Source organism: Paraperlucidibaca baekdonensis (assembly GCF_003387535.1).
GTDB lineage: Bacteria > Pseudomonadota > Gammaproteobacteria > Pseudomonadales > Moraxellaceae > Perlucidibaca > Perlucidibaca baekdonensis.
Map to the genome: position 1 here is coordinate 229,044 of NZ_QUNR01000003.1, position 21,439 is coordinate 250,482.

The following is a 21,439-nucleotide window of genomic DNA, read 5'->3' on the forward strand; positions in this document are numbered from 1 at the left end:
CTTCGCCGCATAGCCCACATCGACATGGATGCATTTTTTGCCTCCGTGACGCTGCTGCGCTACCCGCAATTGCGTGGCTTGCCGGTGGTCATTGGCGGCTCAAAAGTCACTAGTGCGGGGTCGCCAGCCGCGGCTGCAACAGACGCAACAGTGGTCAATGCGCCCGAGCATTGGCCCATTGAGGCGTTTGCCCGGCTGCGCGATTACCGCGGCCGCGGCGTCATTACCACCGCCACCTATGAGGCTCGCCAGTTTGGTGTCGGCTCAGCCATGGGCCTGCAACGCGCCGCCGACTTATGCCCGCAGGCGATTTTATTGCCAGTCGACTTTGCCGTGGTGAAGGACTATTCGCAGCGTTTTAAGGCGGCGGTGATGGCCTTAGCACCGATCATGGAAGATCGTGGCATCGATGAGGTCTTTGTCGATATTAGCGAGCAGGTCGCCGAGGCCGGCGATGAGGCGGTCGCTGGCGCCTTAAAGCAGGCGATTTTGGCCGCCACCGGGCTGACCTGCTCGATCGGTGTGGCGCCCAACAAACTCATCGCGAAGATGGCCAGCGAGTTCAATAAGCCCGATGGCATCAGCATCGTGATGGAATCGGAGGTGGCCACGCGCATCGGTCCGCTGCATTGCAAGCGCATCAATGGCATTGGCCCGAAAACCGCAGCCAAGCTGAGCGCGATGGGCATTGAGCGCATCGAGCAATTGGCGCAAGTGACCCTTGAGACATTGCAGTTGGCCTTTGGCGCACACAGCGGCCAATGGCTCTATGAGGTTGCCCGCGGCATCGATGAGCGGCCGCTGCAAACGCAGCGGGAGGCGGTATCGATGAGCCGCGAAACCACCTTTGCGCGAGATTTATCGGCGCAGGCCGATCGCGCCGAGTTAAGCGCGCTATTGGCGGATTTATGCCAGCGCGTGGCGACGGATTTGCAGCGTAAAGGCCGCGTGGGGCGCTGCGTGAGTGTGAAAATTCGCTACAGCGATTTTCGCTCGGTTACCCGCGATCAGACCATCGAGGTACCGACCGATGACGCTGAGACGATTCGCTATTGGGCGCGCCAATGTTTGAAGCGCGTGCCGCTTACGCTGCGCATTCGGCTGTTGGGCGTGAAGGTGGGGCAGCTGTCGCGCGCTGATGCACCTGCTGCAGAGCCAACCCAGCTGAGCTTGCTGACCGATGATACTGAGCTCAAGCACCAGGTATTCGCGCCCGGTGCTGTTTATATGCCGGTAGCGGCGCTCGCCGAAGCCCCAGCATTATGGGCTGAGCTACAAGCCTTGTTTGCCCATGCGCCGCCACGTCGACACCTGACCAAGCGCGGTTTTTACATGAGCTCGGCCATGACCGCGGTCGGTGAGTGGGGCTGGATTAGTGATCGCCGAGGCTATCGTTATGTGCAAAAAGATCCGCTCACCGAACAGCCGTGGCCGGCCATGCCGGCGCTATTTGCTAGGCTGGCCACACAGCTTGCCGCCGCCGCGGGCTACCATGCGTTTCAGCCGGATACCTGCATGATTAATGATTATGCGGTGGGCGCGGGCATGGGCCTGCATCAAGATCGTGATGAGGCAGATTTACGCGCGCCCATTGTGTCGATTTCGCTGGGCTTGCCGGTGAGCTTTCAATTTGGCGGTAAAACCCGGCAAGATGGCGTGCAGAAAATGCGCTTGAGTCACGGCGATGTGGTGGTCTGGGGCGGCGAATCGCGATTGAATTTTCATGGCGTCTTGCCATTAAAGCCCGGTCATCATGAGCTGCTCGGCAAGCGCCGCATCAACCTAACGTTTCGGATGGCCTATGCGCACACCCGCCTGTGAATTTCTTCGCCGCCTCGATGCTGACTGGCGTGATTTGGTCGATGCCATGGGGCCTTGTCCTTTAGCCAATGCCGCCGCGCCGGCACGCGAGCCATGGCAGGCATTAGCGCGCGCGGTGGCGGGGCAGCAGGTTCATGGCAAAGCCGCCGAGGCCATTTTTGGCCGATTTTTAGCGCTGTATCAGGCCCCGGAGTACCCACGCCCCGAGCAGGTGCTGGCCACGGAGCCCGATATCTTGCGCGGCTGTGGGCTGTCGGCGGCGAAGACGCGCGCCATTATTGCGCTGGCGCATGGCGCGGTCAGCGGTGAGGTGCCCAGCCTCGCACAAGCTCAAGCCATGAGCGATGACGCTTTGACCGAGCGACTCACGGCGCTGCCCGGCATAGGCCCATGGACCGTGCAGATGTTTCTCATGCACACGCTGCGCCGTCCCGATGTCATGCCGGTGGCTGATTTTGGTGTGCGCGAGGGCTGGCGTTTGCTGAAAGGCTTAGATAAGCAGCCGACGCCAAAGGCGTTGCTCATTGAGGCCGAGGCGTGGCGACCGCATCGCAGTGCGGCGGCATGGTATTTATGGCGCGCCGTCGATAGAGTCAAAGCACAACAGCAGGAGTTTTCGCGATGAGCGATGAGCAACGACCGACCCGCGTGAGTCCCTGGCAGGCCTTGGTGAGTGTATTTCGGGCGTGGTTTGGCGTGCAGACCGATGCCAATCGCCAACGCGATTTTGCCAGCAATAACGCCAGCAGTTTCATCATTGCTGGCGTTATTTTTACGGTCGGCCTAGTGCTGGCGGTGGTGATTGCGGTCAATGCCGTGTTGCCGTGATACCGCCGCGCAGGCTTAGGCGACCTGCGCGAGTTCATTGGCCTTTAGATCGGCCACACGCGCCTTTAATAAGTGCCGATTATCATGCTGCCACGGGTGGAAGCTGGGCCGGTAAAAATCCAAATACTCTGGAATGATGCGCGTGATCATGCCGGGTTTAAACAGCATGAACTTGGCAAAGCCCAAGGCCGCGCGCCAGTCGCTGCGTTTGCCATCGTGCTTAAGCAAGCTGTGCTGCATGCGCAGCGTTACCAACATAAAAAAGAAGGTTGCCTGCACCATGCCGCGCACGCGCAGCCAATAGTCGCCATCGACTTCTTGAAAGACATCGAAGGCCACGGATTTATGTTCGGTTTCCTCCACGGCATGCCACATAAATAGGTCGCCGACCATGCCATCGATATTCTCAATAACATCGGCTTGCTCAAGCATGAGGTTGGCCAAAATCGCGGTGAAATGCTCAAAGCCAACGGTCATCGCTAAGCGTTCGCGATCGCTGTAGCGTTTTTTGGCAAACTTCAGGGCATTTTTTACAAACTGGATTTTCTTCGCCAATGGTAGTTGGTGCTGGTCAATTAGCGCTTGATTAAAGGCCTCATGCTCTTTGCCATGATTGGCCTCTTGGCCTATAAACGCGCGAATATCTTTTTGCAATTTCGGGTCTTTAATCTGATCTTGAAAGTTGCGCACGGAGTCAATAAAAAAGCGTTCGCCATCGGGGAATGTGGTCGACAGCGCATTCATATAGTGCGTAATCCAGGCGTTGTCGCGGTACCAGTAGCGCGGCATCGGCGGGATGGCATAGTCCATGCGGCGCACGCGAATCGGAATCGGTGTTTTGCTAGCCATGAGGTGCTCCTTATTGGCAATGAATACAGGCCCAAAAAATGCCTTATACCGACAATGCCTTGGCGCATGATCGTGAAGAAGGGTAAGGTAAGCCTTTAATCGGTCATTTGAGGCCAATATGACGTTGGCGCGCCACACCGCAGAGCCCACCATATCGGGACATTATGTGCTGCAATTGTTCGCAGCGTTGCGGGCGCTGGGGCTATCGAGCGAGGCCTTAATGGCTAGTTCGCCGATCGCGCTAGATTCTTTGCAGGCCGATCAGCACTTGCCGTGGTCACAGTGTTTGCAGCTCATGCGCCACGCTCGGCTGCACACAGCCAACCCGCTGTTGGCCATTGAGCTAGGGCGTTTATTGAATTTACGCAGCCATGGTTTTTTGGGTTATGCCGTGCTGTCATCGCGCACCATCGGCGAGGCCATCGATTTATCCATTCGCTACTTCCGCACCCGCACCAGCTTGTTTGCGCTGCGGCTGTTTCGTGAGGGCGATGATGCCGTGGTACAGCTCGATGAATGCGTGCCGCTGGGCGAGCTGCAGCGATTTTTTATTGAAGCTTTGATGACGCTGATGTTGGTCTGCGGCGAGCAAGTCACTGGCCGCGCGTTTATGGGTAAGTTGCGACTCAGCGTCTCGGCTGCGGCGCATCATGGCCAATGGCGCGAGGTGCAACAGGCACGTATCAGCTTCGATAACGCCTTCAATCAAATTCGCTTTCCGCGTATTGGATTGCAGCTGCCCATTGCCCAAGCCGACCCACAGCTTCTGGCCATGGCCACGGCGCAGTGTGAGCAAGAAATGCATCGGCTGCGGGACCACGGCGGCTTATTGCCGAGCGTAAAAATCTGGCTACGCGAGCAACTGCCAAATAATCCCACGCTCGAACAAGCCGCGGCAGCTCAGGCCATGTCAGCGCGCACCCTGCGACGACGCTTGGTGGATTTGGGCACCAGTTATCAGCTCATGATGGAACAGATGCGCCGTGGTCGCGCGGTGGAGTTATTGGTGCACAGCGAGGACTCGGTCGATGCCATTGCGCAAGCGCTAGGTTATGGAGACCCATCGAATTTTGGTCGGGCGTTTCGACGCTGGACAGGCGCTTCGCCAAGGCAGTATCGCGAAGCACAACGGCCCAGCAAGACACACTAAGGAGACCCCATGCACGAACTCGGCACGGTGATATTTCTTCATGGCTTAGAATCTGGCCCCGATGGTTTAAAAATCCAAAAAATGCGTGCTACCGCCGAGGCATTGGGCTGGCACACGCTGGCGCCCGATGGGCGTTTCAGTCGAGACCCACGCGCTCGTGCGGAGGCCGTGTTGGCGGCGTGGCCTAGTCAAGCACAGCGTGTGTATATGGTGGGCTCGAGCTTGGGCGGTTTTGTCGCTGCATGGATTGCCGCGACACGTGCAGAGCCCATCAATGAAGCTCAGCCAGTGAGCCATTACGCCGATACACTCTGCGGCTTATTGCTGCTGTGTCCGGCCTTTGATTTGCCGGGCTATCCGCTAGACCGTCCCAAGCAGGCCTTAGCCGGTGAGCAGATTGTGCTGATTCATGGTCGCCATGATCGCGTTGTGCCGCTCAGCCATTCGCAACGTGCTGCGCACGCTTGGGGCGCTGAGCTGATCGAGGTGGATGATGATCATAGTTTGCACAACAGCATCGACAGTATTTGCGAAGTCTTGGCGCAGCGTTTAGCGTGTGCGGCTACCAATAAATAAGTGATTGGCGTTGGTTTAAACGCTGGTCGCCATGTGGAGTGAATCAATGAAAATACTGCTGCTGGCGCTGAGCCTCATTGCAACCCCGGTTTTTGCTGCTGAGTACGTCGCCAGTGGCGATTGGGCACCCACCCGTCAGACGGCGTGCCAACAGGCCACTGAATTAGCGGCGGCGCGTACCCCGCAAACGGTGCTCAGCAGCAGCTGTATTTGCGACAAAGGCGATCGCCGCTATAGCTGCCTTGCCACCGTGGAGGTCAGTGACGCGCCCATCGCCGATCATTCATCACGCTAATAAACCACCTGCGCATTCACAGAGGACGTGAGTCGATGAGTAACCGCCAAACCCCGGGTCTGATGGTGCTGCATAGCCATCGCTTAGAAAGTCTTCGCGATGTGCTGCTGGCATGGCTGCGCGCGCACCCCTTAGCGCCGATGAGCCATGAGCGCGTGCTCGTGCAAAGTAATGGCATGGCGCAATGGCTAAAAGCCGCCATGGCCGCCAATATCGATGCACCAATCCCTGGGCTAGGTATTTGCGCCGGGGTACAAACCGACTTCGCCGCGCGCTTTTTTTGGCAAATGTACCGTGTGGTGTTGGGGCAGAGCGCCGTGCCCAAACACTCGCCCTTCGATAAACCCGCCCTGCGCTGGCGGCTTTTGCAGCTATTGCCAACCCTAAAAGACGATGCTGACTTCCAACCGCTCAGTGCCTATCTGCGCGATGATCCGGTGAAATGCTGGCAGCTCGCCTGCGAATTGGCTGACCTGTACGATCAATATCAAGTCTATCGTGGCGACTGGCTAATGGATTGGCGTGATGGTCACGACCGCTTACGCCTGCAGCCGCAGACTGGCGAGGCAGCTCAGCCTCTAGCGCCCGGGCAACGCTGGCAGGCCAAGCTCTGGCGGCGATTAACCGATGACATTGGCGAGCAAAGCCATCGTGCCGCACTGCATGATCAGTTTATTGCCGCGCTGGCCGGTGATGCCCGTCCACAAGGCTTGCCCGAGCGCATCATTGTCTGGGGCTTCTCAACCCTGCCCACACATTATCTCGATGCCTTGTCGGCGCTGGCGCGGCACTGCCAAGTCGTGCTCACCGTGCTCAATCCTTGCCAATATTATTGGGCGGACTTGCGCCAAGCGCCGAAACATTCGCGACAGGCACGCAAGGCCAGCTTGCCGCAAAGCCTCGCAGAGCATGAGATGAACGATCACGCCAACCCCTTGTTGCTGGCGTGGGGTCAGCAGGGGCGCGACTATATTGCGCTGCTTGAGCATATCGATCAGCCAGAACAGTATCGCCCGCAGGTGGCGGCGATTGGTCAGCGTATCGACCTCTTCGATGAGCATCCGCCGCAGTCATTGCTTAGTGACATTCAGTACCAGGTACTGACGCTCGCACCCTTACCAGCGGCTGCTGACGCGCGCGCGCCACTCATGGCTAATGATCATTCGGTGGCCTTTCATATTGCCCATAGCCGGCTGCGCGAGGTCGAGGCGCTGAAAGACTACCTGCTCGATTTGCTTGATGCGCATCGCCACGATGACACCCCATTGCGCCCGCAAGATATTGCCGTGATGGTGCCCGATATTAGTGACTATGGCGCGCTCGTGGAGGCCGTGTTTGGCCAGTCACAGTCGGGCGAGGCGAGCCTGCCATACACCTTGCTGGATCGGCCTGTGAGCACGACCGAGCCGTTATTGGCGGCGCTCGACTGGCTCATGCGCTTGCCTGAGGCGCGCTGCACGGCCACCGAATTGTGGGACTTGCTCGATGTGCCGGCGGTGCGTCGTCGCTTTGCGCTCAGCGCTCAAGACATTGCCGATTTACGCGAAGATTTCGATGTTGCCGGCGCCCGCTGGGGTCTCGATGCGGCGCATCGCGAAACTTGGGGTGTGCCGGCTAAGCTTGGCCAAAACACTTGGCAGTTTGCGCTCGACCGTCTGCTATTAGGCTTTGCCAGTGGCGAGCAAAACGCCTTGCCACAAGCCTTCGATGGCCTGCTGCCGAGTGGTCGTCGTGGCGCCACCGAGGCTCAGCGTTTAGGTCCCATGGCACGCTTATTAAACACCCTCATGACGTGGTCAGCCCAATTGGCCAGCCCACGCCCCGGTGGCCAATGGATACCCTTGGCGCAGCAGCTCTTAGCAACCTTTTTTGATGCGCATGAGGAGTCCGAAAAATTACTCATGCAGCGAATTGAGAATGCGCTGGCGAGCTGGCAGGAGGAGATGCAGATCAGCCAGGCCGAGCACCACGAGCTGTCGCTACGTATTGCCCGTGAAGCGTGGTTGGCACGCCTCGATGAAGCCAGCATGAGCCAACGCTTTTTAGCTGGCAATGTCCATGTGGCGACACTCATGCCCATGCGCGCGATTCCGTTTCGCGTGGTCTGCCTGCTTGGCTTAAACGATGGCGAATTTCCGCGCCGACAAGCCCCTAACGACTTCGATTTGCTGCATGCGCCGGGGCTGGCGCGTGCCGGCGATCGCTCACGGCGCAGCGACGACCGCTATTTATGGCTTGAGGCAATACTTTCCGCGCGCAGTCATTTGCTGATTAGCTATGTGGGTCGCAGCGCCCGCTCTAACGCCGATAAACCGCCGTCGTTGTTGGTTGCGCAGTTGCGCGAATACCTAGCGCGTGGCTGGCAATTTGCCGATGCTTCATTGGCTGAGATCACCACCGAGCATGCCCTGCAGCCATTTAATCCGCGCTATTTTCAGGGCCCGCAGGCAAGCAGTTATGCGGCATTGTGGCGCGCGGCCAATGACCATGTGGCACCGGTCGAGCAGCAGCCTATTGCCCTCGATGAGCCGCTCAGCGATACGCTAAATCTCAGCGAGTTGCAGTATTTTTTTCGTTCGCCAGCGCGCTATTTTTATCGCCAACGCTTAGGCATTTATTTTGCCGATGACGCGGTCATCAGCCCCGACCACGAACCCTTTGCGGTCGATAACCTCACGCGTTATGACTCGGTTGAGGCGATCTTGGCGGCACTACAAAACCCGCACGCTGAACAGGCTGTGGCAACCTTGGTGGCTGAGCGTGCGGGGCGCGGCGAATGGCCATTGGCCGGGTTTGCCAACACGGCACAAACCGAGCTCAGCCAAGTCGCCGCCGATATTCAAGCGCATGGCCAGGACTGGCTCAGCCAGCGGCCCGTGCCGACACTTTCTGTGAGCTATAGCCAAGCGGGTCTTACTGTCTCTGCCGATATCCATGGCGTGCGTGAAAATGCCGCTGGCGAGCGCTGTTTGTGGTTGACCACTGCGTCAAAATTGCACGATGACAAGGGCCAGATCACACGCTGGCACAAGCTTTGGCCCATGTGGATGGAGCAGCTATTACTGACGCTCGCCGGCCATAACATGGCCATGACGGTGCTCAGTCCCACTGGCATCGTGGTCTCCCCGGCGCTGACGCTTGAGCAGGCGCAGCGCAGTTGGCAGGCGGTGTTGGCGGCGTGGCGCGCTGGCCAAGATCATGCCTTGGCCTTTGATTTATCGGTGGCCGCCGCCTACCTCACCAAGCCCAGCAAAAATCCCCATAAGCTCGGGCGCCTGGTCTGCGAGCTAGCCGCAAAAACAGCCTATGAGGGCGGGGAGTTCGGCCTCTCCTATCCGCCAGTAAGCAAGCAGCCCATGGCCGCCATTTGGCCAAATTACGACGCATTTTCACGCAATGGCGAGAGCGATGACTACCGCGATCGCCTCATGGCCGAGATGATTTTCCATATTGAGCCGAAGCGGCGCGAATGGCTGGAGGCTATGCTATGAGCGCCTCATTACGCCAAGAGCTCAATGTCTTGGGCTTGCCATTAGATGGCATACAGCTGATTGAGGCGAGCGCGGGCACGGGCAAAACCTTCACCATAGCCTTGCTCTATGTGCGCCTTGTACTCGGTCACGATGCGCGTGTAGCCGCCTGTCGTGGCCGTAGCTTTAGTCCGGCTGAACTGGTTGTGCTGACCTTCACCGATGCCGCCGCCGGCGAGTTGCGCGATCGCATTCGGGCGCGCCTGAGCGAGGCCGCGTTGGCCTTTAGCATCAGCCATAGCGATGACCCCTATTTGCAAGCGCTCATCGATGACTATGCGCACGACGATCACGCCATTGCCGCGCAACGCTTGCGCGATGCCGAGCAGCGCCTCGATGAGGCTGAGATTGGCACCATTCATTCGTGGTGTTTGCGGGTCTTGCAGCAGCACGCATTTGCCAGCGGTAGCTTGTTTCAGCAGCGCTTACGTAGCGATGTAGACAGTCTGCGTCTACAGGTTGTGCGTGATGTCTGGCGGCAATGGTTCTATGGCCAATCGCCGGCGCTGCTGGGCGTCATCCACCGTATTTGGCCCTCGCCCGATGCCCTCGATAAATCCCTCAAGCCATTGCTCGATGCGCCACAGGCGGCACTATGCCATGGCGACAAGCAGCCCGGCGGACAGTACTGGCAGGCGATATTGGCCACGTATGAGCGACAGTTAACGAAGCGATCGCAGGACGCTAAAGCGCTGTGGCAGGCTTGGCTAGCGGATGGCCAAACGGTGACAGATCTGTTGCTCGCTGAAAAACGTTTCAATGCTAGAAGCATAGATGTCGATGTCTTGGCGGCACTACCGGAGCTGATGCGCGCGTGGCAAGGCGAGGGCGAGCTCGATGCCAAGCACAGTCGGCCTATGCTCAAGACCCTGGCGAAATACTTTGCCCCGGCAGACGATGGCCGCAGCTTCTTGGCCCACAAGGTGAAAGTCGCCCATGTAATGCCGGAGCATCCGCTGATTGACCAAACCACGGCGTTTATTAAGGCGGCCATCGGAGAGGTGCAGTTTAAGATCGACCTGCTCACGGCGCTGCGCCAGGAAGTCGGTCATCAGCTCGATATGCAACTGCGCGAGGCCGCTGAGCTGACCTTCGATGATGTCCTCACGCGTCTCTATGAGGCCTTGCACGGCGAGTCAGGTGAGGCATTTGCTGCGCTCTTGCGCCAGCGTTTTCCGGTGGCGCTCATTGATGAGTTTCAAGACACCGACCCCATCCAATTCGGTATTTTTCAGCGCCTCTATCAACATGCCGACGCTCAGGCGCTCATTCTAATTGGCGACCCCAAGCAGGCGATTTACAGCTTTCGCGGCGCTGACTTGCCCACGTATTTTGCTGCTCGCGCGCTAGCGAGCCGACCCATCCACACCTTGCTGACAAACTTTCGCACCGATGCGTCAGTGATTGCGGGCATCAACCATTTCTATCGTGAGGCCATGCAGCGTGAGGGTGGGGCCTTTGCGCAAACCGGCAGCGATGAGCTGATATATGACGACGCCAAGGCGCATCAAGTCAATTCACGCTTGCACGAGTTCAAGGAGGGTAAGTGGTCGCCGGTGCTGGGTGTGCAAATCGAGTGGCAAAGCCAGGCCGAATTGATGTCATCAGGCATTGCCAGAAAGCAGTTGGCAGAGCAGACCGCGCAGCGTATTGCCGGATGGTTAAACGCCAGCGATCACGGTGAGCTGATGATTAGCGAGCACGCGCAACGCCGTGCCCTCGGCCCGGGCGATATTGCCGTGCTGGTGCGCAAAGGGATTGAGGCGAAAGCCATGCGTGAGGCCTTGAGTCGGGTGGGTGTGCCCTGTGTCTATGGTTCCGATCGCGATAGCGTGTTTGCCAGCAGCGAGGCCGAGGCGGTGCAGTATTGGCTCGAGGCTATGGCCAGCCCAAGCGATGAGCGGCGCCTGCGCTTAAGTCTGGCCACCGCGCCATTAGGCCTGAGCTGGCAGACACTGCAAGCCTGCCGCGACGACGAAGCCATGTGGGAGCGTGAGCTTGAGCGTGTGCACCGGCTGGCGCTGGTTTGGCGCCGTCACGGTGTGTTGGCGGCGTTGCGCCAGTGGTTGTTTGCCCATGATGTACCGGCGCGGCTATTGCATCCAGATCGCGTGGATGGCGAGCGCGCGCTGACCAATATTTTGCATATTGCCGAGCTCTTGCAGCAGGCTGCCACGCACTTGCATGGCGAGCAAGCATTGATTCGCTATTTGGCCGAGCAGCGCAGCGGGCAGGGCACGCGCGCTGGCGAGGAAGCCTTGGTCCGCTTGGAGAGCGATGAGCGACGCGTGCGCATCGTCACTGTGCATCAGTCGAAAGGCTTGGAATATCCGGTGGTGTGTCTGCCGTTTAGCGCCATGCCATCGCTACCGCCCAAATTTGCTAGCACGCGTTATCACCGCGATGGCCAGCTTATTGTTGATCTTGGCCCCGATGATGCGGCCAAAGCGCTGGCTAAGCGCGAGCAGCTTGAAGAGGAGTTGCGGCTGTTTTATGTCGCCGTCACACGCGCGAAATATCTGCTTTGGATGGCGGTAGCGCCGGTTGCCCAAGGTAATTCGCAGACGCGAGTCGGCGATCATACGGCTTGGCAATGGCTATTTGCTGGGCATCAGGCATTGACGCCGGAAGCGCTGAGTGCAGGCATGGAGGCGCTGCTTGGCGCGCGTGAATTGTGCTCGCTAGTGCCCGCGCCAGCGAGTCAGTGGCAACCCCAGGCGTGCGACGATGCGCTGCTGCCGGCGCGCGAATTTGCGCCGCTACATCAGCCATTTTGGCAAATCGCCAGCTACAGCCGTTTGCGCTTTCAGGCGGCCACGCAAAGCCCCTCAGAGGCGAATTTCCTCGATGAGCCTGCGGCGGAGATCGCCAGTGTCGTCGATGTCACAACACCGGCTGGTGCCTCGATCGCCGCGCCGAGCATCCCCGCGCCGTCTGCACTGCCTCGCGGTGCGGCTGTCGGCACCTTTTGGCATAGTCTGCTTGAGCTTGCTGCCGAGCAGCAGTTTGCCAGCAGCGCCGATAACCTCGCCGTGCTCGACGCCGCGCTCGAACGCCAGTGCCAAGCGCATGGCTGGCAAGCGGCCATGCCCGTTTGGCAGCAGGACATTCGGCGCTGGCTGAGCCGATCACTAAACACGGAGTACAGCACTCTCAACGCGCGTTCGCAGGCTGCCGCCGTGGCGTTGGCGGGCACCGGTCTGGCCGATCTTCAGCAGTTTATGGTGGAGATGGAGTTTTGGTTTAGTAGCGATGCGGTGTCCACGCGATCGCTCGATGCGGTCGTTAATGCCCACACGCTGGCGCAGCGCAGGCGACCCGAAGCTGAGAGTCAGCATCTTGATGGCCTCTTTAAAGGCTTTATTGACCTCGTCTTTGTGCACGAGGGTCGCTATTACGTGGCCGACTACAAATCCAATTATTTGGGCGAGGAGATCGACAATTATCACCCTGAATGCCTAGCCGCAGACATCGCCAAGCATCGTTACGATATGCAATACAGCCTGTATCTGCTGGCATTGCACCGACATTTACGTGCGCGGCTGGCAGACTACGACCCGGAGCGGCACTTGGGGGGCGCGGTCTATATTTATCTACGCGGATGGAATGGCGAGGGGCACGGCGTGCATATTGAGCGACCTGAGACTGCCTTAGTCGACGCACTCGATGCTTTATTTATCGGCACAGGAGCGATGCCATGAGCCAGTTGAGCATGGATTTAAACGCGCCCGAGACTATTTCAGCGGCGCAATGGCGGTCCTGCGTGGAGTCGCAGTGGCTCAGCGATTTCGATGTGGCGATGGCGCAATGGATGGCCCGCCATGTGCCCAACGCGCCGGCGGAACTGCTGTGGATGGCCGCCTTGTTGGCCCGGCAAAGTGGTCAAGGCCATGTGCATGTGCGCATTTCCGATGTGTTTGCCGAGTCCGAGCGCTATGGCCTCGCTACCGACTCGCCGGCGTGGGCATGCCTGAGTCAGCATACGCCGGCGTCATTGCAGGATATGCTCGCGCAATCGCCCGCCGTGGCCAACGCCTGCGCCGGCCCTGAACCGCTCGTGCTCGATGGCGATGCCTTGTATTGGCAGCGTGCTTGGCAAGAGGAGTGCGCGGTGGCCCTGAGTCTACGCCTGCGCATCGATACGCCGGTGGCAGTCGATGATGCCGCGCTCGATGCCCTGATCGACGCATTGTTTGATCAGCCCAATGCTACCAATGCCGATCAGCGCGCCGCCTGCCGACTTGCCGCTCAGCGCGCGCTGACGGTCATTACTGGGGGGCCGGGTACTGGCAAAACTACCACCGTGGTGCGCGTCTTGGCGATTTTGCAAAGCCTCGCGGTCGATACACCGCTGCGCATGGCCTTAGCGGCGCCCACGGGCAAAGCCGCCGCACGCCTGAGCGAGTCTATTGCCCAGCAAGTGGCGACACTACCCATTACGCCAACAGTGGCAGCACTGATTCCTACTGAGGTCAGCACGGTGCATCGCTTATTGGGCGTGACCTCTCGTGGCTATCGGCATCAGCGCAGCAACCCGTTGGCGCTCGATGTCCTGGTGGTCGACGAGGCCTCCATGCTGGATCTCAGTCTGATGGCCGCGCTGCTAGACGCTCTGCCCAATAGCGCGCGCATTATTTTATTGGGCGATAAAGACCAACTGGCCTCGGTCGAGGCCGGCGCGGTATTGGCCGATATCTGTGCACTTGAGCAAGCGCCGGTGGCCGAGCTACGCCACAGCTTTCGTTTCGATGCATCGCGCGGTATTGGCAAGTTCGCGCAGGCGGTGTGCAGCGGCCACGCCACGCAGGCGCCCACTGATGACGCCTACGCGCCAGAGGTGCGTCGCCTCGATGATCTCAACGCGCTGTATCGCGGCTACGATGCGTATTGGCAAACGCTGCACGCTGGCGCGCCCGCACAGCAGGTGTTGGCGAGCTTTGAGCGCTATCGTCTGCTCTGTGGGCAGCGTCAGGGTAGCCATGGCGTCATTGCCATCAATGCCGCCTGTGAGCGTTATCTGCGTGGTTGGCAAGGTGGCGATAGCGCATGGTATTGCGGCCGCCCGGTGATGATTACGCACAATGACTACAGCCTGCGTCTGATGAACGGTGACATTGGTATTTGCCTGCCAGAGCCCAGCACGGGCGAATTACGCGTGGCCTTTTGGGATGGCCCCGCGCAGGCCATTCGCTGGTTGCTTCCGTCACGTTTGACGCGCTGCGAAAGCGTTTTCGCCATGACCGTGCACAAGTCCCAAGGCTCAGAGTTCACGCGAGTGGCGGTGATTTTGCCCAAGCGCCATAGTCCCGTGCTGACCCGTGAGTTGATCTACACCGCACTCACGCGCGCCCGTGAGCATGTAGATTTTTGTATCCCTAACTCGGGCGTCTGGCGTCAAACAATTGACGAACGCGCCCAGCGTTTCTCGGGTTTGCGCCATCGCTTAGCGGCTTTAGCCGCGTTACACACGACCAACATTTCTTAAGACAGATAAAACACGCTTTACACGCACATGACTGTTTGCTGCACAGATTCGACCTAGAGTGGATTTATTCCTGAATCGAGGCTGTGCAGATGAAAAAATTACCTAGTGCCATACTCACGCTTTCCGCATTAGTCAGTGCTTGTGGCGGCGGTGGTGGCGGCAGCTCAAGCCCGGCCAATGATCCGGTGTCCACCACGCCAGTGGTAATTACCACGCCATCGAACAATGCCAGCCTGCGTGAAATAAGCGGCGACTGCCGTTTCACACAAAACTTAGGTGCGCCGCGCAATGATAATTTACGCATCAGCTCGGTGAGTTGGCTGCAATCGGTACAGCTCAATAGCGACGCGCCCGACACTCGCCTAGCCGGTGGCAAAGCCGTAAAAATGCGCATCGATGTGCTGGCCTCGAACTCGCCATTGACCCCGGTGGTGCGCAATATTCGCGTCTACGATCCCGACACAGCGACCTGCACCACGTTGCCAGTGAGCGCGCCCTATCGCGTGCCTGGCAGCATCAATACACGCGATTTAAACTCCGCCATGACCGCCGACATTCCCGCCAACTTGGTGAAGCCTGGCATGAGCGTTGCCTTATGGCTCGATGATGGTGCCGGCCGCAGCGCCAGCGAAGCCGACGCCACCTATCGCATCCTAACGCCGCGTGTGGCGCCAATCATTGAAGAGACGGTGCGCATCATCCCGATTCGCCTGCTTGGCACGACCGGCAATATCAACAGTGCTGCCGACATCGAAAGCCTGCTTGAGCGGCTTTATCCGGTCAGCAAAGTCAATGTAGTGAGCGCGCCAACCTTCGATGTGGGCGGTTTATTGACCGGCTTGTTATCGGGTAATGGCGGTTTGCTGTCCGGCACGATTGGCCAAATGCAAAATCTCCTCGACTTGCTCGATGATCGTTGTGCGGCCCTTAATGGCCGCCAATCGAGCGCACGCTCGGCACCCAAATGCATCGGTATGTTGCCCAATAACCTGATTTTCAATTCCAGCAGTGGCTCAGGCCAAGTCGTTGGTTTGGCCTATGTTGGCGGCACCACCTTGTTGGCGCGTGCAGTCACCACCGTCGACAATTTAAGCGTGAGCAGCCCCTACAGCGGTAATCACTGGATCAACTTCAATGCCATGACGCTGGCTCATGAGTTCGGTCATTTAATGGACCTTGACCATGCTGCATGCGGTGGTGCAACCGGCCTTGATCCTCGCCTCTACAGCGATGGTCAGCTCGGCAATGGCGCAGGCTACGATGCCGTGCGCGGTGCGTACTTCTCCAGTGCCAATACCGATGAGTTTGCCGATGTGATGTCTTACTGCGGCAAAGAGTGGATGTCCGATCGCGGCTATCTCGCCGCCATGGCCTATCGCAATGGCAGTGCCAGCATCGCCGCGCGCACCACGGGCGAGAGCGATCAATGGCTGAAAATCTCACTTGGAGCGACTGGCTGGAAGATCCGTCGCAGCAACTTTGCACCGAGCACTTTAGCGCCTAGCGATCTCACCGTGACGGTGAGCAGCGAACGCGGCCAAGAAGCCTTAGCGCTGCGCTCTGCGGTGGTCTCTGAGCATCACGAGACAGAAAGTTTCGGCCCATTTTTCATTAACTTAGGTGATCGTCAGGTGTCATCATTAAGCCTTAGTGCCAATGGTGTGGCGCTCGCTAGCTTTTCGGCCGAGGCATTCTGAATACTGGTAATGCTCGAAAAACTCGCGTATGGGTTATGCTTGCTACATAAAAAAGATAAGCAGGTGTACTCATGCGCATTTCATCTCTTGCCCTCCTAGCGGCGTCGTCCCTCGTATTAGCCGCCTGTGGTGGCGGTGGTGGTGGATCTAACAGCGGCGTTTCGCCCGCTAACCCGACAAACTCCAACGCCAGTAACGCACAGCCAGTCAATGTTGCTCCGGCCACGCCCACGCGCAGTCAAGCCGGCGTTTGTCGCACCGATCAGACCCTGGCGGCGCCGCGCAACGACAATTTGCGCATCGACTCGGTTCGCTACCTGCAAGTCGTTGAGCAAGATGCCGCAAATGCTAATGCCACCATCGTTAGCAATAAGGTGCTCAGCCTGCGCGTTGATGTGCTTGCCAATCCCGGCACACTCAGCCCGACGCGCGCCACTGCATTAGTCTTTAATCCTGCCAGTGGCCGTTGTGACACCTTCAACTTGTCGGGGCCCAACACGATTCCCACGCAGGTCGATAACACCCGCTTAAATGATGCCTTTTTTGTCACCATCCCTGCCAATAGTGTGCAGCCAGGTATGACCATTACCGTGGTTTTCGATGACAACCAAGGCCGTAGCAGCGCCGAGGCCGCGCGCGTGCAGCGCATGGTAGTGCCGGCTATCGTCACGGGTGTGACCGAGACCGTGCGAGTGATTCCCTTACGTTTCAATGGTCAAACCGGTGTGGCGAATCCATCGAGCGTGAAATCGATTTTGGAGCGCACCGCCGGTGTGGCCTCGGTCAATGTGCAAACCGAGGCGCCATTTACCCCGCGCGCCTTCAATTCACGTGGCGGCTTCTTGATTTTTCAAGGCCCGGAAGGTGAGTTCAATGCCAACACACTGGTGCAAGCCCTAAATGAGGTCGACGATGTCTGCGACCAGCTCAATGGCGCGCAATCGAGCGCGCGCTCATCACCCAAATGTTTAGGTGTTTGGCCCGATAATGTGCGCTTCACCAGTGGCGGCCTCACCAGCTCCGGGGAAATCGTTGGTGTGGCCTTTGTTGGCGGCAAAACCATGATGACGCAATCGCTTGGCGGCACAGATATTCCGGGCATTATCTCGCCCTATGCCGGCACGCATTGGTTGGCATTTCGCGCCGTTACCGTGGCACATGAATATGGCCATTTGTTGAATTTAAATCACGCCGCTTGTGGCGTAGGTGGTCGCACCGACTCACGCCTCTATAGCGATGGCCGCTTGGGGAACACCGGCGCCGGCTACGATATGGCTCGCGACTTTTACTTCAGCGCCACGCAGCGCGGTGCCAATGGTGGCCGCCAGTTTGGCGACATCATGTCGTATTGTGAAAAAGAGTGGCCTTCCGATCGTGGCTATGTGCTCAGCGCTAGCTATCGAGCCGGTGGCGCGTCTAGTCGCAATGCCGCCAGCCGCGAAGTCGCCAGCCAGCGTTGGCTAAAAATCACTGGCTTCGATGGCCATTGGCAAGTCCGCGCGGTCTATACCGCGCCCAGCACGCTAGAGGCCACCGACATGGCCATGCGCTTGAGCAGTAGCAGTGGTCAATTAGAACAGCCGCTCATGCGTCCGCAGATCAGCGATTTGCCGCTAGCCAGCGCCAACGGCCCGTATTATGTTGAGCTACCAACTAGCGCTGTCGAATCATTGTCCACGCTATCGTGGCAGTTGCTCAGCGGTGCCGGCCAGCTTCTCAGCACTGGTGTTGGTGAGCTACTTACTCAGCCTTAATTTACTTAATGGATTGCCTGCATGAAAGCTTTATCACCTGCCGATCAACTGTTTTTGTGGATGGAAAAACGCCAGCAACCCATGCATGTGGCTGGCCTACAACTTTTTGATTATCCGGAAGATGCTGGCCCGCGTTATATCCGTGATCTCGTCGAGCATTTGCGCAGTTTCACCGAGCCTGCCCCGCCGTTTAATAAACGCTTGGTGAGTCGTTTCGGCCAGTATTTTTGGGAAACCGATAAGCAGTTTGATCTTGAGCATCACTTTCGCCATCGCGCCCTGCCTAAGCCCGGGCGCATTCGCGAGCTGCTGTCGTATGTCTCGGCAGCACACAGCAACCTCATGGATCGTGAGCGGCCGATGTGGGAGGTGCACCTGATTGAAGGTGTGCAGGGGCGTCGCTTCGCGCTCTACACCAAGGTGCATCATTCCTTATTTGATGGCATAGCCGCCATGCGCATGGGCTCGCGTGCCTTGAGCGAAGACGCTGATATGCGCGATGTGCCGCCGATTTGGGCCATGGCGCCGCGTAAAAAGCCGGTTCGTCTGCTGCGCAATCCGGTTGAGATGGCCACCGGCATGGCACGTTTTACCGCGACCATGAGTAAACAGCTGGCCACCATGCCTGCGGTATTGGGGGAGATCGCGAAAGTCTCGCGCAAGTCCACGCGTGATCCGAACTTCGTGTCATTTTTCCAGGCGCCACCAAGCATCATCAATAGCAAAATCACCGGCAGTCGCCGTTTCGCCGCGCAAAGCTGGCCCATGGCACGCTATAAGGCCGTGGCCAATACCTTCGGCTGCACGCTCAATGATGTGGTGTTGGCGGTCTGTGGCAGCGCTTTGCGTAACTATTTAATCAGCCAACAAGCATTGCCCGATAAGCCCTTGATTGCCATGGTGCCGGTGTCATTGCGCCGCGATGACAGCAGCGAAGGCAATCAAATTGCCATGATTTTGGCGAATTTAGGCACGGAAGTGGCCGATCCTACGCTGCGTTTAGAGCGCGTGATGGCGTCGGTGAAAGAGGCGAAGGCGCGGTATAAACAGATGAGTCCGGCGGAGATTTTGAATTACACGGCTTTGATGATGGCGCCCGCGGGCATTAATTTAGCCACGGGGCTGGCCTCTGGCCTGCGTGCATTTAACGTGATTATTTCCAATGTGCCGGGCCCGAAGGAGCCGCTGTATTGGAATGGTGCGCGCCTGACCGGCCAGTATCCAGTATCTATACCGGTCGATCAGGTGGCACTCAACATCACCTTAACGAGCTATGTGGACTCGTTAGAGTTCGGTCTTACCGCTTGTCGTCGTACGCTGCCGTCGATGCAGCGCCTACTCGACTATCTCGAGAACGGATTACGCGAACTTGAGGTTGCGGGCGGCTTGCGCTAGCACCATCGCCTGGTGCGTCGTTGTAGCTGCGGCGTGGCGCGTCATTTGAGCGGGCGCGGAAATCGCCACCGGCGGGGCGACGGTCGCCACCGCGGCTAAAGCCCGGGCGATCATTGCGGAAGGCCTTGCGATCAAACGCCGAACGCTCATGCGTAGCGACACCGGCGCGGTTGCCGATTGACTCTGCATCACCCGATGGGCCATCACGACGCGGTGCAGCTGCGCGATCACGGAAGCCGCCACGGTCACTGCGCGGACGATCATTAGCGTAAGCAGGGCGGTCACTGCGCGGACGATCGCCACGTGGGGCGAAGCCATCGTTGCTGCGTGCTGGACGGTCGTTGTTATAGGCAGGACGATCGTTGCTGTAAGCAGGACGCGCTGGGCGATCGCTGTTATACGCCGGACGGTCATTGCTGCGTGCAGGACGATCATTGCTATAAGCGGGGCGGCCGGAGTCACGGCTTGGGCCACGGCTATCGCGGTTAAAGTCACGACCACCACCATGCTCACGACGTGGTGCGCCACGACCTGCTGGTCGACCGCCGCCATTGTCACGATATTTTGGTGCTGGGCGCGGTTCCATGCCAGGAATAGTGGCTTCTGGAATGGCGTTGCCTGTGTAGGCCGCTAAGCGTTGCAATTTACCGCGGTCGCGACGGTTGACAAGGCTGATGGCTGTGCCAGTGCGGCCGGCACGACCGGTACGGCCAATGCGGTGCACATAATCTTCGAGGACCATGGGTAAGTCGAAGTTGAAGACGTGCGTGATGCCAGCGACATCGATGCCGCGTGCGGCCACGTCGGTGGCCACGAGGCAGCGCACGCCGCCATCTTTGAGCGCGCGCAATGTGCGGTTGCGAGCCGGTTGCTTCATGTCGCCGTGCAGCGCCGCGGTTTGCAAGCCGTAGTTTGCCAGCTCAATAGACAGCTCTTCGGCATCACGACGGGTTGCAGTAAAGACCACCGACTGATTGACATCGGGCGTATCAAGCAGCTTCAGCAAAATGGCTTTTTTGTGGGCCATGTCATCGCAGAAATACAGCGATTGCGAAATATTTTCATGTTTGGCGGTCTGTGCGCTGATTTGCAGGCGCTCAGGGTTGCGCATAACGCGCTCAGCCAGCGTGGCAATGCGATTTTCCAGTGTCGCCGAAAACAGCAGAGTTTGGCGTTCGGCTGGCGCTTGCTCAGCGATCAGTTCGACATCATCAATAAAGCCGAGGTCGAGCATGCGGTCGGCTTCATCAAGCACCAACACTTCTACGCGATCGAGCTTGATTTGGCCACGATTCATCAGGTCGAGCAGGCGACCAGGGGTGGCTACCATGACATCAACAGGGCGCTGTAATTGACGCGCTTGTTGTTGGTAGTTCATGCCGCCCAAAATGCTGGCGGTACGCACGCGCAGACGTGCACCATAAATACGTGCGGCACTTTCAACTTGGCGAGCCAATTCGCGCGTTGGTGTCAGCACCAAGATGCGCGGGCCTTTGCCGGGGCCGCCAGGGGTTTGGGTAATACGATGTAGCGCGGGCAAAATAAAAGCCGCGGTTTTGCCTGTGCCAGTTTGTGCGGAAGCCATCAAATCTTTGCCTTCGAGGGCAATGGGAATGGCCTGTGCTTGGACAGGTGTGGGTTCGGTATAACCGGCTTCATTCAGCGCAGCCAATAGCGCATCATGCAGCTTTAAAGCAGCAAAAGTCAGGGACACTTCTTTTTCCTCGCGGGTAGCCCGCGGTATGTGGACGGCAGCGGTCCGGCGAGAGTCGGCGGAGGCTGGCTATATGTCGTTACCAACCAGACTGGGACGGCTGCAGGACAGGGAAGTGACCCCGAAACAGCACGATAAGAGGCAGGTACGATCAACCGCAAGTGCGGCGGCGCAGATATTACGCAGGTTATATAGTTTTGGCTAGTTGTATTTAGGTTTTCTTTTTAAATGGGGTGTTTTTGCCTATCCGATGAGCGGTTACGCAGCGCGCGATTTTATATGTACAATTGTACCAGTTCGTTGAGCTGCTCAATAGATGATCGTCGACAGATGCCTCCTGTCTCG

General features: G+C 58.4%; 14 protein-coding genes. 12 read left to right on the top strand and 2 right to left on the bottom strand.

Translation table 11 applies throughout. From position 1 onward, the window contains the following. Positions 1 to 24: 24 nt before the first annotated feature. The 3 genes from alkB to DFR26_RS07630 are packed head-to-tail and all read left to right on the top strand — an operon-like array spanning position 25 to position 2,649. The gene (alkB, locus tag DFR26_RS11090) at positions 25 to 1,821 is read left to right on the top strand and encodes a DNA oxidative demethylase AlkB (protein WP_181899018.1); all 1,797 of its coding nucleotides are present in this window, start codon (positions 25 to 27) and stop codon (positions 1,819 to 1,821) included. Continuing rightward, the gene (locus DFR26_RS07625) at positions 1,802 to 2,446 is read left to right on the top strand and encodes a DNA-3-methyladenine glycosylase family protein (protein WP_116208368.1); all 645 of its coding nucleotides are present in this window, start codon (positions 1,802 to 1,804) and stop codon (positions 2,444 to 2,446) included. Before alkB ends, DFR26_RS07625 begins: the two co-directional genes overlap by 20 nt. Then, positions 2,443 to 2,649, top strand: a complete 207-nt coding sequence (locus DFR26_RS07630; RefSeq protein ID WP_116208369.1) for a DUF2970 domain-containing protein — start codon at positions 2,443 to 2,445, stop codon at positions 2,647 to 2,649. Before DFR26_RS07625 ends, DFR26_RS07630 begins: the two co-directional genes overlap by 4 nt. 15 nt (positions 2,650 to 2,664) lie before the next feature. Here the strand turns inward: DFR26_RS07630 and DFR26_RS07635 are convergent, their stop codons facing one another. Then, complete coding sequence (locus tag DFR26_RS07635) at positions 2,665 to 3,498, bottom strand: metal-dependent hydrolase (protein ID WP_181899019.1); 834 nt, start codon at positions 3,496 to 3,498, stop codon at positions 2,665 to 2,667. A gap of 118 nt (positions 3,499 to 3,616) precedes the next feature. Between DFR26_RS07635 and DFR26_RS07640 the strand changes: the two genes are divergently transcribed. The 9 genes from DFR26_RS07640 (at position 3,617) to DFR26_RS07680 (ending at position 19,380) form a co-directional block, all read left to right on the top strand. Next, positions 3,617 to 4,648 carry an AraC family transcriptional regulator gene (locus tag DFR26_RS07640; RefSeq protein WP_116208371.1) on the top strand — a complete coding sequence of 344 codons (1,032 nt, stop codon included), beginning with the start codon at positions 3,617 to 3,619 and terminating at the stop codon, positions 4,646 to 4,648. A 9-nt stretch (positions 4,649 to 4,657) separates the two neighbouring features. Beyond that, on the top strand, positions 4,658 to 5,224 hold the full coding sequence (locus tag DFR26_RS07645; RefSeq protein ID WP_116208372.1) for an alpha/beta hydrolase: 567 nt from the start codon (positions 4,658 to 4,660) through the stop codon (positions 5,222 to 5,224). Positions 5,225 to 5,270: 46 nt separating this feature from the next. After that, positions 5,271 to 5,519 carry a hypothetical protein gene (locus tag DFR26_RS07650; protein WP_116208373.1) on the top strand — a complete coding sequence of 83 codons (249 nt, stop codon included), beginning with the start codon at positions 5,271 to 5,273 and terminating at the stop codon, positions 5,517 to 5,519. A 35-nt stretch (positions 5,520 to 5,554) separates the two neighbouring features. Then, positions 5,555 to 9,010 carry an exodeoxyribonuclease V subunit gamma gene (gene recC / locus DFR26_RS07655; protein ID WP_116208374.1) on the top strand — a complete coding sequence of 1,152 codons (3,456 nt, stop codon included), beginning with the start codon at positions 5,555 to 5,557 and terminating at the stop codon, positions 9,008 to 9,010. Next, a complete protein-coding gene (gene recB, locus DFR26_RS07660; RefSeq protein ID WP_181899020.1) occupies positions 9,007 to 12,750 on the top strand; it encodes an exodeoxyribonuclease V subunit beta in 3,744 nt (1,247 codons plus the stop codon). The genes recC and recB overlap by 4 nt, the downstream gene beginning before the upstream one ends. Next, positions 12,747 to 14,534: an exodeoxyribonuclease V subunit alpha gene (gene recD, locus DFR26_RS07665; RefSeq protein ID WP_116208376.1), complete on the top strand. Its 1,788-nt coding sequence runs from the start codon at positions 12,747 to 12,749 to the stop codon at positions 14,532 to 14,534. Before recB ends, recD begins: the two co-directional genes overlap by 4 nt. Before the next feature lie 89 nt (positions 14,535 to 14,623). Further along, positions 14,624 to 16,231, top strand: a complete 1,608-nt coding sequence (locus tag DFR26_RS07670) for a zinc metalloprotease (protein ID WP_116208377.1) — start codon at positions 14,624 to 14,626, stop codon at positions 16,229 to 16,231. 71 nt (positions 16,232 to 16,302) lie between these two features. Beyond that, positions 16,303 to 17,985 carry a zinc metalloprotease gene (locus DFR26_RS07675; protein WP_116208378.1) on the top strand — a complete coding sequence of 561 codons (1,683 nt, stop codon included), beginning with the start codon at positions 16,303 to 16,305 and terminating at the stop codon, positions 17,983 to 17,985. Between the two features lie 21 nt (positions 17,986 to 18,006). Continuing rightward, positions 18,007 to 19,380 (top strand): WS/DGAT/MGAT family O-acyltransferase, encoded by a 1,374-nt coding sequence (locus tag DFR26_RS07680; protein WP_116208379.1) that lies wholly within the window; start codon positions 18,007 to 18,009, stop codon positions 19,378 to 19,380. Here the strand turns inward: DFR26_RS07680 and DFR26_RS07685 are convergent. Continuing rightward, on the bottom strand, positions 19,283 to 21,094 hold the full coding sequence (locus tag DFR26_RS07685; protein WP_116208380.1) for a DEAD/DEAH box helicase: 1,812 nt from the start codon (positions 21,092 to 21,094) through the stop codon (positions 19,283 to 19,285). The genes DFR26_RS07680 and DFR26_RS07685 overlap by 98 nt on opposite strands. Positions 21,095 to 21,439 lie beyond the last annotated feature (345 nt).

Bases quoted from the DNA above. Each gene is read 5' to 3' on its own strand.
- DFR26_RS07680 (WP_116208379.1), top strand. From the start codon at position 18,007: ATGAAAGCTTTATCACCTGCCGATCAACTGTTTTTGTGGATGGAAAAA.
- recC (WP_116208374.1), top strand. From the start codon at position 5,555: ATGAGTAACCGCCAAACCCCGGGTCTGATGGTGCTGCATAGCCATCGC.
- DFR26_RS07630 (WP_116208369.1), top strand. From the start codon at position 2,443: ATGAGCGATGAGCAACGACCGACCCGCGTGAGTCCCTGGCAGGCCTTG.
- DFR26_RS07675 (WP_116208378.1), top strand. From the start codon at position 16,303: ATGCGCATTTCATCTCTTGCCCTCCTAGCGGCGTCGTCCCTCGTATTA.
- recD (WP_116208376.1), top strand. From the start codon at position 12,747: ATGAGCCAGTTGAGCATGGATTTAAACGCGCCCGAGACTATTTCAGCG.
- recB (WP_181899020.1), top strand. From the start codon at position 9,007: ATGAGCGCCTCATTACGCCAAGAGCTCAATGTCTTGGGCTTGCCATTA.
- DFR26_RS07640 (WP_116208371.1), top strand. From the start codon at position 3,617: ATGACGTTGGCGCGCCACACCGCAGAGCCCACCATATCGGGACATTAT.
- DFR26_RS07645 (WP_116208372.1), top strand. From the start codon at position 4,658: ATGCACGAACTCGGCACGGTGATATTTCTTCATGGCTTAGAATCTGGC.
- DFR26_RS07670 (WP_116208377.1), top strand. From the start codon at position 14,624: ATGAAAAAATTACCTAGTGCCATACTCACGCTTTCCGCATTAGTCAGT.
- DFR26_RS07625 (WP_116208368.1), top strand. From the start codon at position 1,802: ATGCGCACACCCGCCTGTGAATTTCTTCGCCGCCTCGATGCTGACTGG.
- alkB (WP_181899018.1), top strand. From the start codon at position 25: ATGGATGCATTTTTTGCCTCCGTGACGCTGCTGCGCTACCCGCAATTG.
- DFR26_RS07635 (WP_181899019.1), bottom strand. From the start codon at position 3,498: ATGGCTAGCAAAACACCGATTCCGATTCGCGTGCGCCGCATGGACTAT.
- DFR26_RS07650 (WP_116208373.1), top strand. From the start codon at position 5,271: ATGAAAATACTGCTGCTGGCGCTGAGCCTCATTGCAACCCCGGTTTTT.